The following is a 14,998-nucleotide window of genomic DNA, read 5'->3' on the forward strand; positions in this document are numbered from 1 at the left end:
TAAATGATTGAAGTTTCCGCTCCAGGAAAATTATATATCGCCGGCGAATATGCCGTGGTTGAAGCTGGTCAGCCAGCAATTATTGTCGCCATTGACCAATTCGTTACAGTCACTTTAAATGAAGCAAAACACAGCGGCAGCATTCAATCTGCCCAGTACAGCGATTTACCGATTCGTTGGACCCGCCGAAAAGGGGAACTCGTTTTAGATATTCGGGAAAATCCCTTCCATTATATTTTAGCCGCAATTCGCTTAACTGAAAAATATGCCAGCGAACAAGGTAAAAAATTACGCTTTTTTGATTTGAAAGTCACTAGCGAATTAGATAGCTCTAACGGTCGCAAATATGGCTTAGGCTCTAGCGGTGCCGTAACGGTTGCCACCGTAAAAGCGTTAAATGAGTTTTATCAGCTAGGTTTAGATCAATTAGCTACCTTTAAATTGGCGGCACTGGCTCATCACGAAGTCCTTAGCAACGGTTCTTGTGGCGATATTGCTGCTTGTTGTTATGGTGGTTGGATTGCTTTTTCAACCTTTGACCGTCAATGGTTAGCTGATGAAATCAACCAGCGCACTATCTCAGAATTAATCACTAGCAACTGGCCGAAATTATCTATTCAACCATTAACGGCCCCTAGCGATTTACGTTTATTAATTGGTTGGACCGGCAGCCCGGCCTCTACTTCTGATTTGGTTGACCAAGTCAACCACTCACGAAGTTCACAACAACAACGCTACAGTCATTTTTTAACCGAAAGCAAAGCTTGCGTGGAAGAAATGATTACTGGTTTTAGAACTGCAAATATTAATAAAATCCAGCAAATGATTCGTAAAAATCGTCATTTACTGCAAGAATTAACTTCTATCACTGGCGTAACCATTGAAACCAGTGCCTTAAAACAGCTTTGTGATTTAGCTGAAGAAAATGGCGGCGCCGCAAAATCTTCCGGTGCCGGTGGTGGCGATTGCGGTATCGCGATTACCAGTCAAAAATCGGGCATTCTGCCTTTAATGAGCGCTTGGGAAAATGCTGAAATCACGCCGTTACCTTTAAGAGTTTATCATCTCGAAAAAAGAAAGGACCGATAACTATGAGCAATCGCAAAGATGAACACCTTAATTTGGCAAATAATCTTTATCAAACTCAGCCAAACGCCTTTGATGATTGTCATTTTGTTCATCATTCTTTAAACGGTTGTTCACCAGCTGACGTTGATTTAAGCAGTCAATTAGGTCCATGGCAACTAGCAACTCCTTTTTATATTAATGCCATGACGGGTGGTAGCTATGAAACAGGAAAAATAAACCAACAGCTATCTTTAATCGCTAAAGAAACAGGTTTATTAATGGCTACCGGTTCCCTAAGCGCCGCTTTAAAAGACGCAACTTTAAAAGAAACCTTTCAAATTGTTCGTAAAGAAAATCCTCAAGGCCTGATTTTAGCCAATGTCGGTGCTGGTATACCCTATTCACAAGCTCAACAAGCCGTAGAAATGCTACAAGCTGATGGTTTACAAATTCATTTAAACTTGCCACAAGAATTAGTCATGCCTGAAGGCGACCGCCACTTTGATAGCTGGCAAAATAATATCGCTGAAATCACCGCTAAGCTTAACGTGCCTGTTATGGTGAAAGAAGTTGGTTTCGGCATGAGTCGTGAAACCATTCTGAAATTAGCGGATTTAGGGGTTAAAATAATTGATGTTAGCGGCCAAGGCGGCACCAGTTTTACCGCTATCGAAAACAGTCGCCGCTCTCAACAAGAATTTACTTATTTAAATGATTGGGGCCAATCAACTGTCGTTTCCTTACTTGAAGCACAAAGTTTGCCCCTAGCTGAAAATATTAGCTTCGCTGCTTCTGGTGGCATTCGTAATGCCTTTGATATTTTCAAATGCCTTTGTCTAGGTGCGCGAGCTGTCGGTATTTCCGGTACGATTTTACATAGTTTAATGACCACTGGCACAACGGCAACCATTGCTTTAATCCAACAATGGCAAAAGGAACTCCAAACGCTCTATGCTTTAGTGGGTGCCAAAAACTGGCAAGAATTACAACAAACTCAGCTGATTTTTTCTGGTTACACTAAAGATTGGTGTGAGGCTCGCGGAATTGATTTGCGTGGATATGGGTTGCGATAAATAAATAAACCACCATTTTATGTAGGAAATCTACATAAAATGATGGTTTATTATGGTTTAAGGTACTTCTTTTAATAAATAATTACCTGCTTGCCATAAACTAAGTTCACCTAACTCCAAAGATTTAGGAACATCAATAATTCGTTGATTGCTAGATCCTCTAAAAAATAACCCTTTATGATATTTTCCTTCTACAAAAGGACCATCTACTAATACATCAATCATTTCTAGTAATTCTCTATGACCATTTTTACTATTTATCAATTGTTCAAATAAATAGCCTGTCCACACCCAAATATCTTTTTTCTCAGAGTAAATTTCCCTAACTCTTTTTACTAACGGTAAACTAATTGCTAAGTTCGCAAATGGTTCGCCACCCATCAGGGATAATCCTTGAACATAAGGTAAATCAAGATCTTTTAATATTTGGTTTTCTAAATCAGAATTATAATACGCTCCGTAATTGCCATCTTGCAACTTCGGATTATAACATCCTTTACAATTGAAGGGACAACCTGATACATATAAACTACAGCGTACTCCTTCACCATCAACAAAATTCATCGGTTTATAATCTGCGTAGAATCCTCTATTTTGTATTTTCATTTTTTTACTCACGTTTCTTTTTTTTAGAAGAAAGCTGATTGATAAATTTAAGACTATATTCAATTGAAGGTCCAATTAATATTACACCAAGCAATGTCCCGATACCATAAATACTTCCCAACAAAATACCACTAACGACTAAAAGTAAATCTAAAAACATCCGAATATATTTTACACTAATATTAAATTTTTCTGAAAAAATCATCATCAAACCTTCTAGTGCTCCACAACCTAAATTTGCTTGTAGATAAATCCCGGTTCCTATACCTAAAATAATCGGCCCTAAAACACCATAAAGAAAAGCGTTGCCAATAAAGTAGTGATCAATTTTAAATTGTGATAAAAGATTTATGAAAAAACCTACCGAAAGACCGTTAATAACACTACCTATCCCTATTTTCTTACGATCTAACAAAAACACTAAAATTAAAATGATCACATTGAATAATTGAGAGGCTGTACCAAAACGCAAATTTGTGTGATTCAAAATCCCCAAAAGTAAGGTGCTGATAGGATCAACACCTAAGTTGGCAAACAAAAACATCTGAATTCCTACAGCTGAAATCAATGATCCAAAGAAAACTTGTAGGCTTCCCTTAATCGTTGATTTCATCAAGATTCACCTTATCACTTTTTTGAATTTCAATAGATTTACCTTTTACATTTGCATAAACAATAACTAAGATCAAAAAGGCACCTAAAATAATCCAACCCGTTTGGTTCAAATCACCAAATGAAAGATAAGAACCATAACTAAATAGAATTAAACTAATAACAGGTAAAATTTTAGTTAAAGGTACTGGTAACTTGAAAGCCGCTTTTTGATAAGCTTCTGGATTTTTCTTTACTAAGAAGAATAAAGCAAAAGCTGGAATAATCCCAAAAATCATTCCTACGCCATTTCCTAACATTGAGATGTATGTGATATCCATATCAGTAACAATTGGTAGCATCCCTACAATGTAGAAAATTAGCAATAAATAATGTTGTGTTCCGAAAGTTTTATTTCTTTTTGCTAAAGCTTTAGGGAACCAACCATCATCAATTGCCATCGCCAACCCTCTAGTACACCAAGAAAATACCCCATTTAAAGAACTAAAGAAGTTTGCTAAAGCACCACCAATAATGAAAAATACAAAAATTGGATTTGGTAAGATTTTTTTAGCAACTAATGTTAGTGGTTGAAAAGCTACTTCTTCAATTGGCAAGACCCCTGCCGCAACTACCCCCAAAACAAAATAGAAAACAGCTACTACTAAAGTTGAAAAAATCATGACAAAGGGAATTAGTTTCCCTGGATTTTTTGTTTCGCTACCTAATTCTGAAATATACTCAGACCCTACCATTGCAAAACGGAGTAGTGCTGAAGCAACGAAAAATTGAACTAAGCCATTGGGCATGATTGATTCCATTTCAAAAAATGGCTTAATATCAGTCACTTGTGGTAACCCGTAAATTGAAAACAAACCTAAAGCAGCTAGCAAACAAATGACTAAGACCGTTTGTAATTTAGCAGCCATCCGAATCCCCACAATGTTAATCGCAAAACATAAAGTCATAACAATAGCAGCCACTACTTTAAGATTAACAGCTACTAATGAAGAAAGATATTCAGCAAAACTGAGCGCATAAACGGCAATTACTAATTGACCCGTTACTAACAATACTACATAAAACAAACCTGTTTTTTTACCAATATAATCTCTAACATAAGTATACATCCCCCCATTAGAAGGAACTGCAGAACCTAATGCAGCAATACAGATAACTGGAAATAACGTAATAATTGCCCCTACGATAAATGCCCATGGTGTTCCATAGCCCGTTAGCCCTATACTTACACCAGTTAAAACCATGATTCCAGATCCGGTGATTTGCCCAATCGAAATACTCATTAAATCTAAGAAACCTAGCTTCTTTTCTTTCTTCATAATTATTCTCCCCTTTCGGATGATAACACAATCGGCTTCCCAACACTTTTAGCAAAAGCATAAATTTTAGCAGCATCTTCCAAATAAATACTAGAGATATAGGCACTTGATAAATCTTTTCCAATACTCATAGTTCCATGATTGGCTAACAAACAAGCTTTTCTTTCTTTTAAATAGGGTGCTGTCACTTTCCCTAACTCTACCGATCCTGCTGGAGCAAATGGTGCAACTTTAATATCACCACCGATAAATGGCTTCATCTCAATCAATATTTCAGGGATTTCTTCTCCGCAGACTGCAAAAGCAGTTGCATACGGTGAATGCGTGTGGACCAAAGCATAACTTTCCTGAAATTCTTTATAAATTTCAGTATGCATCGGCCACTCTGAAGAAGGTTGATGAGGTCCTTCTAAAATTTCTCCTTCCAAAGTAATCACTGAAATATCCTCAACAGTCATCTGTAAATAATCAATACTACTCGGGGTGATAACAACTTTATTTTCCTCATGCAAATAAAGACTAATATTCCCACTCGTTCCTGCCATTAATTTTTCACGATAAGCTTTTTGAGCAATTTCTAAAACTTGCTCTTTTGCTTCTGCAACCTTCATTATTCCACCTCAATCTGAACAATCGCATCTAAAGCGATTTTAATACTTTCATCGACTGTTCTTTCTAGTAATTGTGGATCTGGATCATTATCTTCAGCACTTTCTAAAACAGCCAAAGCTGAACCATCGACTGATAAAATTGAACCGGCTTTTTTGCCAAACATAGAAGCTGCTACATAAAGTGCTGCTAACTCCATCTCCAAGCCAATCGCACCGGATTCCGCCTGTTCAACAGTATTCGTTGGTAAAATCCCGCCGTAAAAAGCACCATGAGTGACAATCACACCATCAAAAACAGGTGCTGAGGATTTTCTCGATTCCGCTAATAATAAAGAGGTAATACCAAAATCAGCAATAGCGGGATAAGAACGTGGCACATACATATCAGTAACGCCATCTTCTCGTGCAGCTGCTGTCGCAACAATTAAAGAACCAGCTTTAACCTCTTGTTTTAATCCACCACAAGTTCCGACACGAATAATCGCTTCGGCGCCACCTTTCATCATACCAATAAAGGCTAACATCGCACCGCTTGCCCCAACACCATGAGAGATAACCATTAATTCTTTCCCTTGATAAGTTCCTTTGTAAGTCCAATATTCACGATTTCTTTGAACCTCTTGAACATCATCCAATAATTCAGCAATTTTTTTAGCTCTTTCTGGATCACCAACAGTAATAACCCGTTTGCTAATTTCTCCTGGACGAATCTGTAAACCTGGTAACATTTGATCTGTCATTTTCTATATCTCCTTCATTTTTAATAATGCTTCTTGATAATTTGGATTAGGATAAAGAATTCCTTTTTCAAAAATCATCGCTGTAATTAATTCATTAGGTGTAACATCAAAAGCTGGATTATAAGTTTTCACATTATCTGGTGCTGTTTGCTTCCCAAAACCATGAGTAATTTCTTTAGAATCTCGTTCTTCAATCGGAATCTCTTTACCCGTAGCTATCGAAAAATCAACGCTAGCAAAAGTTGAGGCCATATAAAAAGGAATCTTATGATGTTTCGCTGCAATGGCAACATTATACGTGCCAATTTTATTTACTAAATCACCATTGGCAGCAATTCGATCGCTAGAAACAATCACAGCATCAATCATACCTTGTTGCATGCAATAAGCTGCCATATTGTCACAAATTAAAGTGACATCAACTCCTGCTTCTTGCAATTCATGAGCAGTTAACCGAGATCCTTGTAATAAAGGCCGAGTTTCATCGGCAAAAACACGAATATCCATACCCTTTTCTTTCGCTAAATAGAAAGGAGCTAGTGCTGAACCTCTTTCAACAGTTGCATAGCTACCTGCATTACAGTGAGTTAAAACAGTCATGCCATTTTCTAACAAAGTAATGCCATACTCACCAATTTTTTTACAAGCATCAATATTTTCTTGGCGAATTTCATGACACTTCTCTAAAATTTCAGCTTTTAACTCCGAAACAGTTGCCACTTGTGTTTCACGACTAACTTTGCGAATTTTGTCAATCATTACAAATAATTTCACAGCTGTCGGGCGAGCAGTCGCCATATAATCAGCCACTTCTTCAACTTCTTGTTGGAGCGCAGAAATTGTATCCGCTTTCGATTTTTGAATTCCTAAATACACTCCATACGCACCACCGATACTTAACGCTCCTGCACCACGAATTGTTAATGTACGAATACATTCATGCATCAGTTCTGGTGTTTCCACACGGATGTATTCAGTTTCAGTAGGCAGTTTGCTTTGATCAAGAATAATAACGGCATCTTGATCCCAACTAATAGAAACGGGGACTTCTTTTTTCATAAATAAACCTCCTGTATTTCTTTGTATTTGTTGTTTACACCACATAAAATACAACAAATCCACAGAAAAAGCAACATTTTTTTGATAAAAAAGTTGTTTAATCTCCGAAAATGTTGTAAAATGTTGCTTGTATACAAAATAACTAGCTAGAGATTGGTGATCACATGTTAAAAGTTGATAGACATAAATTTATTCAAGAACAATTGCAAGAAAAAGGTAGTATTATGGTATCTGCGCTTAGTTTTGAGTTAAATGTTACAGAAGAAACTATTCGCCGTGATTTAGAAGAACTGGAACAGCAAGAGAAACTGAAAAGAGTCCGCGGTGGAGCTTATCTACCTCAGGAATTCGATAAAGAAGTGCCCATTCAAATCAGAGAAAATATTTACACGACAGAAAAAGAATTAATTGCAAAAAAAGCAATGGAGTTTATCTCTCCAAATGATACAATCATGCTAGATTCAAGCACAACAGCTTATCATATTGCTTTAAAAATAAAGGAAGCCAGAATAAAAGTCACAATTATTACTAATTCATTAAAAATTAGTCAATTAGCAGAAACAGCTACTGGTATTAAATTAGTCTGTACAGGTGGTGTTTTACGCCAAAGTTCAAATTCTTTTGTTGGATACAGCGCTACAGATAGCTTATCTCAATATTTTGCTGATAAAGCATTCGTTAGCTGCTCAACTCTTTGTTTAAAACAAGGAATGACAGACAATAGCTCCAGAGAAGGCGCACTTCGAAAAATTATGTTAGAAAATGCGCAAGAAAATTATCTAATTGTTGACTACACTAAATTTGACGCCCCTTCTTTATATAAAATTGCTGATTTAGCAGAAGTTGAAACCATTATTACTGATAAACCATTAAATAAACTAACAACGACGACTTTGTCAAATCAAAATATTAAAGTAGTTATCGCTACTGAATAAAATCTAAAAGCTGTTGGCGTTAGCACGCTCATTATTTACGATTAATCAACCAATTGTAAACGCCAACACCAAGAGCTAGATAAGGAGCTTTTCATGGAAAATTTCACTTATTATAACCCAGCTAAAATTATTTTCGGAAAGGGTAGCGAAGCTCATATCGCTACCGAAATTTCACTATACGCTAAAAATGTTTTATTAGTTTATGGAGGAAATTTTATTAAAGAACTAGGGATTTACGATGCCTTAGTTAAACAATTTGATGAAGTAAATATCACCTATTTTGAATTCAACAAAGTTATACCTAATCCACGTTTAGAACACGTGAAAGAAGCTATTACCATTTGCAAAGAAAATGAAATCAATTTCATTTTAGCAATTGGTGGCGGAAGCGCTATCGATACAGCAAAAGCGGTTGCTGTAGGTGCGTTAGACGATGGAGATGTTTGGGATTTTTACACAGGAAAACGAACACCTCAAACCGCTTTGCCAATCGGAACAGTTTTGACACTGCCTTCTTCTGGTTCCGAAATGTCAAATGCCTCAATTATTTCGAAAGACCTAGAGAAATTAGGTTTAGAACATGATTTAATCATTCCTAAATTTTCTGTATTAAATCCTGAATATACTTTAAACCTACCAAGTTATCAAACTGCGGTGGGTATTGCGGATATTTTTTCTCATCTTTTAGAAAGATATTTTTCTGAATCAGCCTATGTTCATTTAACAGATCATTTATTAGAAGGTGCAATGAAATCGCTTTTAATCAACTCTCAATTATTGCAAAAAGATAGTCATGATTATAACTGTCGCGCAGAAATTATGTGGAGTGCCTCTGTTGCACATAACAACTTATTAGATACTGGGCGCATTTCTGATTGGGGCTCTCATCGTATTGAACATGAGATAAGTGCGCAATATAATGTTACTCACGGGGAAGGAATGGCTATTATTTTTCCGGCATGGATGGCTTATGTAGCACAAGTAAAACCAGAGAAGCTGGCACAACTTGCTATTCGTGTTTTTAATCGTGATGCTATTGCTTATTCCATAGAGGAACTCGCTCTATTTGCAGTTAAAGATGTCCAAAATTTCTTTTTACAATTAGGTATGAAAAAAAATCTAACTGATTTACAAATAGATAATCGCGATTTTTCAATTATGGCGCAACGTGCAACTAAGAATGGTTCGGTGGGGCATTATATTACTTTAGATGCTGTGACAATCGAAGAAATTTTGACAATTGCTTTAGATAATCAATTTTAATGATCCTTTACTCAAATACTCTTATTTAAATCAACTATTTAAAGCTTAAAATAGAATTCAGAGAAATTCTTTTGAATTTTATTTTAGGCTTTTTTTATTTTCTAAAAAGGAATAACAGCACTTTGACTTCCCACAACTTTTTGCTTTCCACAAAGTAATGGGTTAGAATAACAGTTGTATTATCATTTTGAAAAATGATTATAAGAAGAAAGAAGTTGTTCATTCGTGCGCATTTTTGAAATTACCATTATTGTTATTCTTTTCATCAATACGGTTTCGGCAATCATTACTGTTTTCCGCAAACCTCGTAGCATTGCCAGCGTTTTGGCCTGGCTACTTACCTTAACTTTTTTACCTGGTGTTGGCTTTATTTTATACGCCTTCTGCGGTCGAGGATTGTCAAAAGAAAAATATCTCTTCCGTAACACCCCTGAAGAACAAAAAGACTTAAAAGTTGTTCACAAAAAAATCTACGCCGACAACCAATTGGTTCCAGACGCAAATATTAGTGGCGAAGATTTAAATATTCAAGCTTTGATTCATTACTTCAGCAATATGGATGGTTCGCCTTTAAGCAAACGGAATCAAGTGCAATTATTTACTGACGGTACCGAGAAATTCGAAGCACTTTTTGAAGATATTCGCCAAGCAAAAGAAACCGTTCATGTCGAGTATTACGCTTTTTTTAATGATAAAATCGGTAATCGCTTTTTAGATTTATTAGTAGAACGGGCACAAGCTGGCTTAGAAGTACGATTGGTTTATGATCCTTGGGGCGCCAACTCAAAAGCTAACTGGTTTAAAAAGTTAACTGATGCCGGCGGCGAAGTGCAATCTTTCATTACTGCTCGCAATTTAATTTTAGAAACTCGTTTAAATTATCACTTGCACCGTAAAATTGTGGTTTTAGATGGTAAAATCGGTTGGACCGGTGGCTTTAACGTTGGCGATCAATATTTAGAAACGACAGAAAAATTTGGCTATTGGCGCGATACGCATTTACGGATTGAAGGAACCGGTGCCTTAGGTCTGCAGCAAATTTTCTTAATGGACTGGAACGCCTCTGTGCAAGATCCTGCTAAAAAACTCACTTATCAGGAGCATTTTTTCCCAGAGCCTGATGTAACACTTGTTGGCAATACCAATTTGCAAGTTGTTTCTGACGGTCCTGATTCTTCTTTCGACATAATTAAAGGCGGATTTATCCGGATGATTTTAGCTGCCAAAAAATCAGTTTGGATTCAAACACCATACTTTATTCCTGACGACAGTATGGTTAACGCCTTGCTAATTGCGGCGCATTCAGGAATTGATGTCCGGATTATGATTCCTTGTATGCCCGATCATCCTTTTATTTATCGCGCTACTCAATATAACGCTAATGATTTTCATCGTCGCGGCTTGAAAATTTATACTTATGACAAAGGCTTCCTTCACGCTAAAACCATGGTAATTGACGGTGAAATTTGTACTGTCGGCTCTACCAACCAAGATACTCGTAGCTACTCACTAAATTTTGAAGATAACGTCTTTATTTACGATTCTAAAATTTCCGAACAACTAATGGAGTTATTCTTGAAAGATTGTAAAAATTCAACATTATTGACTGATGAAATGATTAAAAACCAATCGTTTTGGTTACGATTTAAACAAAATTTTTCAAGATTATTATCTCCAATTTTGTAGGAAAGAACAAAGCAGTTACAAATGATGAACTTATTTCATCATTTGTAACTGCTTTTATTATTATTGAGTTATTTGATGTAATTTCGAAGCATTTAAATAAATAATTCCAAATAAAATTGTTGGAGTAATCACAAAGCCAAATTGGGGTTTTAAAATCATCAATCCATAAATTGCTCCTAATAAAGCCATATTCAATAAACTTACGTACCACTTTTTCACTGCATAATAGAAAGCTAAACCTATAACTTTTTTACTTGAACTTTGTGGATTCCTTACTTGAAAATAGCAACTATTGATACTCACGATTAAAGCCAAACAAGCTATTATAATGAAAAATGGTAAAACCCACCGTCCCCATGAGTAATTCAAAAAGAAAAGACTATCTACTACCCCAATCATTATTCCTAGTATGCCAATCAGCCAATAGAAAAAACCTTTTTTCCAAAATTGACGATAAGCTCTAAAGAAAAAACGAACCGGTTCCACATCGCCGTTTGCTTTAAACTCATTAATTACAGCAAATAAGGAAATTATTCCTGGTCCAAAAGATATTAACGCCAATAAAAACCAAACTATATTTCTAGCATCAATAGCCAAACAAGCAACTACTAAAAAGAAAGGAAAAGTAACGATTAGTAATGATAAATTCCCCATCAAAATAATATAGGCCCAACGAAAAATTTTCATATAAATATTATTTTCAAAAGTTGGTTTACTAAACATTTCTTTTCCTCCCTCATCTCATCATTATATAGTTAGTTTTTCATTCCTGAAGTAGCAATTCCTTCAACAAAATACTTCTGCATTGCAATAAAGACAATTGCAACAGGTAAAATGGAGACAACAGAAGCTGCCATAATTAAAGCATACTCTGCATCGAATAAACCTACAAACATTTTCAACCCTAACTGAATCGTTTTATTTTCAGTTGAAGATAGATAAATAAACGGTCCCATATAGTCATTCCACGTATTTACAAAAGTAATAATCGTTAAACTTGCCAAGGCTGGCTTAGTTAGTGGTAAGATAATTTTGCGATAAATTCCCCATTCCGTCAAGCCATCAATTCGGGCACTTTCACATAAAGAATCAGGAATACTACTATAGTATTGTTTTAATAAAAATACACCAAAAGCACTAAAGGATTGCAACAGCACCAATGACCATAAAGTGTCTGTCAAACCTAACTGGCGCATCATAATAAATTGCGGAATCATATATGATTGCCAAGGAATAGCAATGGTTCCAATGTACGCTAAAAATAGCACATCGCGCCCTTTAAAATTCATTTTAGAGAAACCATAAGCCGCAAAACTTGAAGTGAATAGTTGGATTAAAGTAATTATTACACTTAAAAATCCAGTGTTTTTAAAAAAGGTTAATAACGGAATTCTCTCCCAAATAACTGAGTAGTTTTCAGGATGCCAAGTTTTAGGAATCCACTGCAACGGAATGCTGAAAACATCATTATTCGTTTTAAACGAAGCTGACAGCATCCAGATAAATGGAACTAAAGTCACAAGGCTTAACAGAATCAAAATAGCTATTAAAAAAATTGTTCCTACAGATAACTTTTCTTTATTAGCTTTTGATTTTTTCTTTACTACTGTACTTACCTCCATCATTTCTCACCTAAACTCTTTCTTGAATTTGATTCCATTTAAATTGAATGACTGTAATTGTCAACACAATAATAAATAAAACCATCGCAATCGCCGAAGCATAACCAAAATTAAATTTAACGAAAGCTTCATTATAAATCTGATACACCAATACATTTGTTGCTCTACCTGGCCCACCAGCCGTCATCACCTGCACCAAATCAAAAATTTTGAAACAGTTAATGACTAACATAATTGTTACAAAAAATGTTGTTGAACGTAACGATGGTAAAGTTACATTTGCAAATTGTTTCCATTTATTTGCGCCATCCATCGAAGCCGCCTCATATAATTCTCTTGGAATTCCTTGTAAACCAGCTAAATATAGAATCATATAATAACCCATCCCACGCCAGACACTAACAATTACAATCGCTGTTAATGCCCAGTCAGAACTAGAGGTCCAACCAGGAGGATTTTCAATAAATAGTTTCAAAAATTGATTAATCGGTCCCATTGTCGGATGAAATAACATATTCCATACCACCGCAATCGCCACTAAAGACGTTACATAGGGGAAGAAAAATGCTGTTCGGAAAAATTTCATTCCCCGAATTTTTTTATTTAATAAAATTGCTAAACCTAACGAACAAATCAAAGTTAACGGAACAACCCCAATTGTGTATAAAAAAGTATTTTTTAAAGAAATCCAAAAAGTTTCATCTTGAAGCATCTTAGCAAAATTTTTCAAGCCTACAAATTCTGGAGTAGAAAAAGAATCCCATGACATAAAAGCTAAAACCAGTGAAAAAGCTACTGGAATTAATGTAAAAACAAAAAATCCTAAAAAATTGGGTAAGATAAATGTATAAGCCATTAACGTATTTTTACGTCGTAAGTTTTTGTTACCTTTTTTCGCTACAGTCATTGCCATATAACTACTGTTATACCCTCATACTATTATTATAAATTAAGCAGGGATTAACAGATTCCTCCTCTCTTTACTAAGAAAAGGTTGGTCACCGAGTCTCCTAATGAACCAACCTTTCTCCTCAGAGCATTTTAAACAAAAAGCATCTAGTCATTTCATCAAATCTATTGCTTACTTATTAATACCATTTATTCAGCTTCAGATTTAACGCGTTTTTCCATATTAGCAATACCATCTTTAGGCTCTTCATCACCTACCATGATTAGTTCATGTTCTTCTTGTAAAATCTTATCAATAGCAGGACCATTTTTATCGATTGGAAATTCTAAAATAATGTTGTCTGGATTAAAAGCTTTTTGAGAAACTTCATCATTTGGCATACCTTCTTTAGCAAAGTACATACTGTTAATCTCTTCAGTTTTATAAGATGGTACTACACCTGCTTCAGCTAAAATTTTTGCTCCTTCTTCACCAGAACAAAAATCTAAGAATTTTTGTGCAAGTTCTTGTTTCTTAGAATTTTTATTAATTGCGAAAGCTGTTGGTGAACCAAAAGTAGTAATTTCTTTACCTTTTTCCAACTGAGGAATTTGTGTGATTCCCCACTCTACATCAGTATTTCCTGCTTCTTTTTGAGAGAAAATCCCTCCCATATACCATGTTCCCATATACATCATACCGGCTTTAGAGTTTTCAAATTGTGATTGATAAGTCACTTTTGTTGATTTCGCAGTTCCAAAATCCATTTGTGATTTATCAGCTTGCATTCTTAATGCTCGTTCATAGTAGTCTTCCATAAAATCATAACTAGGTTCAATTAAATTAGAACTATTTTGGGCAGCTGCAATTGCTTGAGTAGTTGAACGCCAAGTGTGTTGATACACACCATAAACTTGTTCATCAGGGTTAGATAATGTTTTAGCGATTTCTTCGTATTCATCCCAAGTTAGATTATCTGGATAATCAAGTCCTGCATCATCAAACATTTTTTTATTGTAATAAAGTACCCAAAAATCTGTACGATATGGTTGGGCATAAGATTTATCATCAATTTCGTACATTTCATAGCTTTCTTTAGCAGGATCAATTTCTAACTCTCCAATATGGTCTGTTAAATCTACCAATTGGTCTCTTAAAGCATAATTTGAATAAGAAAGCAAATTCTTCATTGTTAAAACGTCTGTTGTATCACCTGAAGATAACATAGTTGTTAGTTTCGTATCATAATCATCAGAAGCAATATCGACAGGCTCTATTTTAACACCAGGATTTGCTTCTTCAAAAGCGCGGAATAGTTTTTCAAATTCAGGAGTCGTATCATAATTCCAAGTTGTTACTGTCAAAGTTGTATCTTTTCCTTCGCCCGCAGCATCTTCTTTATTTTCTTTTCCTCCACCACAGCCAGTTGTTGCAAGTGTTGCCGCTAAAAATGTAATCGCCAAGCTTTTTTTCCATAATTTCATTTCGAGTACCTCCTATAATAAATTATCTCCA

15 protein-coding genes are annotated in these 14,998 nt (G+C 35.5%); 5 read left to right on the forward strand and 10 right to left on the reverse strand.

The window, feature by feature from the left end:
* Positions 1 to 3 precede the first annotated feature (3 nt).
* Both M2139_RS04635 and fni read left to right on the forward strand, forming a co-directional pair.
* Complete coding sequence (locus M2139_RS04635) at positions 4 to 1,089, forward strand: phosphomevalonate kinase (RefSeq protein ID WP_280737646.1); 1,086 nt, start codon at positions 4 to 6, stop codon at positions 1,087 to 1,089.
* A 2-nt stretch (positions 1,090 to 1,091) separates the two neighbouring features.
* Positions 1,092 to 2,141, forward strand: a complete 1,050-nt coding sequence (gene fni / locus M2139_RS04640) for a type 2 isopentenyl-diphosphate Delta-isomerase (protein WP_280737647.1) — start codon at positions 1,092 to 1,094, stop codon at positions 2,139 to 2,141.
* 57 nt (positions 2,142 to 2,198) lie between these two features.
* On the opposite strand, the gene nrdG is transcribed toward fni, so the two are convergent.
* Genes nrdG through mtnA form a run of 6 tightly spaced genes read right to left on the reverse strand, consistent with a single transcriptional unit; the run spans position 2,199 to position 7,088 of the window.
* Entirely contained in the window at positions 2,199 to 2,747 is a 549-nt protein-coding gene (gene nrdG, locus M2139_RS04645) for an anaerobic ribonucleoside-triphosphate reductase activating protein (protein WP_280737648.1), read from the reverse strand.
* A 4-nt stretch (positions 2,748 to 2,751) separates the two neighbouring features.
* Complete coding sequence (locus M2139_RS04650; protein ID WP_280737649.1) at positions 2,752 to 3,360, reverse strand: YitT family protein; 609 nt, start codon at positions 3,358 to 3,360, stop codon at positions 2,752 to 2,754.
* Positions 3,344 to 4,678 carry an APC family permease gene (locus tag M2139_RS04655; RefSeq protein ID WP_280737650.1) on the reverse strand — a complete coding sequence of 445 codons (1,335 nt, stop codon included), beginning with the start codon at positions 4,676 to 4,678 and terminating at the stop codon, positions 3,344 to 3,346. The genes M2139_RS04650 and M2139_RS04655 overlap by 17 nt, the downstream gene beginning before the upstream one ends.
* 2 nt (positions 4,679 to 4,680) lie before the next feature.
* A complete protein-coding gene (locus M2139_RS04660; protein WP_280737651.1) occupies positions 4,681 to 5,289 on the reverse strand; it encodes a class II aldolase/adducin family protein in 609 nt (202 codons plus the stop codon).
* Entirely contained in the window at positions 5,289 to 6,029 is a 741-nt protein-coding gene (locus M2139_RS04665; RefSeq protein ID WP_280737652.1) for a nucleoside phosphorylase, read from the reverse strand. The genes M2139_RS04660 and M2139_RS04665 overlap by 1 nt, the downstream gene beginning before the upstream one ends.
* 3 nt (positions 6,030 to 6,032) lie before the next feature.
* The gene (gene mtnA, locus M2139_RS04670; protein ID WP_280737653.1) at positions 6,033 to 7,088 is read right to left on the reverse strand and encodes an S-methyl-5-thioribose-1-phosphate isomerase; all 1,056 of its coding nucleotides are present in this window, start codon (positions 7,086 to 7,088) and stop codon (positions 6,033 to 6,035) included.
* 164 nt (positions 7,089 to 7,252) lie between these two features.
* On the opposite strand from mtnA, the gene M2139_RS04675 reads away from it, so the two are divergent.
* The 3 genes from M2139_RS04675 to cls all read left to right on the forward strand — a co-directional run bounded on the left by M2139_RS04675 (position 7,253) and on the right by cls (position 10,972).
* Positions 7,253 to 8,023, forward strand: a complete 771-nt coding sequence (locus M2139_RS04675; protein ID WP_280737654.1) for a DeoR/GlpR family DNA-binding transcription regulator — start codon at positions 7,253 to 7,255, stop codon at positions 8,021 to 8,023.
* Positions 8,024 to 8,116: 93 nt separating this feature from the next.
* On the forward strand, positions 8,117 to 9,286 hold the full coding sequence (locus M2139_RS04680) for an iron-containing alcohol dehydrogenase (protein WP_280737655.1): 1,170 nt from the start codon (positions 8,117 to 8,119) through the stop codon (positions 9,284 to 9,286).
* A gap of 225 nt (positions 9,287 to 9,511) precedes the next feature.
* Complete coding sequence (cls, locus tag M2139_RS04685; RefSeq protein WP_280737656.1) at positions 9,512 to 10,972, forward strand: cardiolipin synthase; 1,461 nt, start codon at positions 9,512 to 9,514, stop codon at positions 10,970 to 10,972.
* A 60-nt stretch (positions 10,973 to 11,032) separates the two neighbouring features.
* On the opposite strand, the gene M2139_RS04690 is transcribed toward cls, so the two are convergent.
* From M2139_RS04690 to M2139_RS04705, 4 genes are all read right to left on the reverse strand, one after another.
* Positions 11,033 to 11,695 carry a DUF624 domain-containing protein gene (locus tag M2139_RS04690; protein WP_280737657.1) on the reverse strand — a complete coding sequence of 221 codons (663 nt, stop codon included), beginning with the start codon at positions 11,693 to 11,695 and terminating at the stop codon, positions 11,033 to 11,035.
* 32 nt (positions 11,696 to 11,727) lie between these two features.
* Positions 11,728 to 12,594 carry a carbohydrate ABC transporter permease gene (locus tag M2139_RS04695; RefSeq protein WP_280737658.1) on the reverse strand — a complete coding sequence of 289 codons (867 nt, stop codon included), beginning with the start codon at positions 12,592 to 12,594 and terminating at the stop codon, positions 11,728 to 11,730.
* Between the two features lie 10 nt (positions 12,595 to 12,604).
* Positions 12,605 to 13,507 carry a sugar ABC transporter permease gene (locus M2139_RS04700; RefSeq protein WP_348522595.1) on the reverse strand — a complete coding sequence of 301 codons (903 nt, stop codon included), beginning with the start codon at positions 13,505 to 13,507 and terminating at the stop codon, positions 12,605 to 12,607.
* A 185-nt stretch (positions 13,508 to 13,692) separates the two neighbouring features.
* Positions 13,693 to 14,967 carry a sugar ABC transporter substrate-binding protein gene (locus M2139_RS04705; RefSeq protein ID WP_280737660.1) on the reverse strand — a complete coding sequence of 425 codons (1,275 nt, stop codon included), beginning with the start codon at positions 14,965 to 14,967 and terminating at the stop codon, positions 13,693 to 13,695.
* Positions 14,968 to 14,998 lie beyond the last annotated feature (31 nt).

It is taken from the genome of Enterococcus sp. PF1-24 (genome assembly GCF_029893325.1).
GTDB lineage: Bacteria > Bacillota > Bacilli > Lactobacillales > Enterococcaceae > HY326.

Excerpts from the sequence above, each read along its gene's own strand:
- M2139_RS04635 (WP_280737646.1), top strand. The coding sequence starts at position 4 with ATGATTGAAGTTTCCGCTCCAGGAAAATTATATATCGCCGGCGAATAT.
- fni (WP_280737647.1), top strand. The coding sequence starts at position 1,092 with ATGAGCAATCGCAAAGATGAACACCTTAATTTGGCAAATAATCTTTAT.
- nrdG (WP_280737648.1), bottom strand. The coding sequence starts at position 2,747 with ATGAAAATACAAAATAGAGGATTCTACGCAGATTATAAACCGATGAAT.
- M2139_RS04650 (WP_280737649.1), bottom strand. The coding sequence starts at position 3,360 with ATGAAATCAACGATTAAGGGAAGCCTACAAGTTTTCTTTGGATCATTG.
- M2139_RS04655 (WP_280737650.1), bottom strand. The coding sequence starts at position 4,678 with ATGAAGAAAGAAAAGAAGCTAGGTTTCTTAGATTTAATGAGTATTTCG.
- M2139_RS04660 (WP_280737651.1), bottom strand. The coding sequence starts at position 5,289 with ATGAAGGTTGCAGAAGCAAAAGAGCAAGTTTTAGAAATTGCTCAAAAA.
- M2139_RS04665 (WP_280737652.1), bottom strand. The coding sequence starts at position 6,029 with ATGACAGATCAAATGTTACCAGGTTTACAGATTCGTCCAGGAGAAATT.
- mtnA (WP_280737653.1), bottom strand. The coding sequence starts at position 7,088 with ATGAAAAAAGAAGTCCCCGTTTCTATTAGTTGGGATCAAGATGCCGTT.
- M2139_RS04675 (WP_280737654.1), top strand. The coding sequence starts at position 7,253 with ATGTTAAAAGTTGATAGACATAAATTTATTCAAGAACAATTGCAAGAA.
- M2139_RS04680 (WP_280737655.1), top strand. The coding sequence starts at position 8,117 with ATGGAAAATTTCACTTATTATAACCCAGCTAAAATTATTTTCGGAAAG.
- M2139_RS04690 (WP_280737657.1), bottom strand. The coding sequence starts at position 11,695 with ATGTTTAGTAAACCAACTTTTGAAAATAATATTTATATGAAAATTTTT.
- M2139_RS04695 (WP_280737658.1), bottom strand. The coding sequence starts at position 12,594 with ATGGAGGTAAGTACAGTAGTAAAGAAAAAATCAAAAGCTAATAAAGAA.
- M2139_RS04700 (WP_348522595.1), bottom strand. The coding sequence starts at position 13,507 with ATGGCAATGACTGTAGCGAAAAAAGGTAACAAAAACTTACGACGTAAA.
- M2139_RS04705 (WP_280737660.1), bottom strand. The coding sequence starts at position 14,967 with ATGAAATTATGGAAAAAAAGCTTGGCGATTACATTTTTAGCGGCAACA.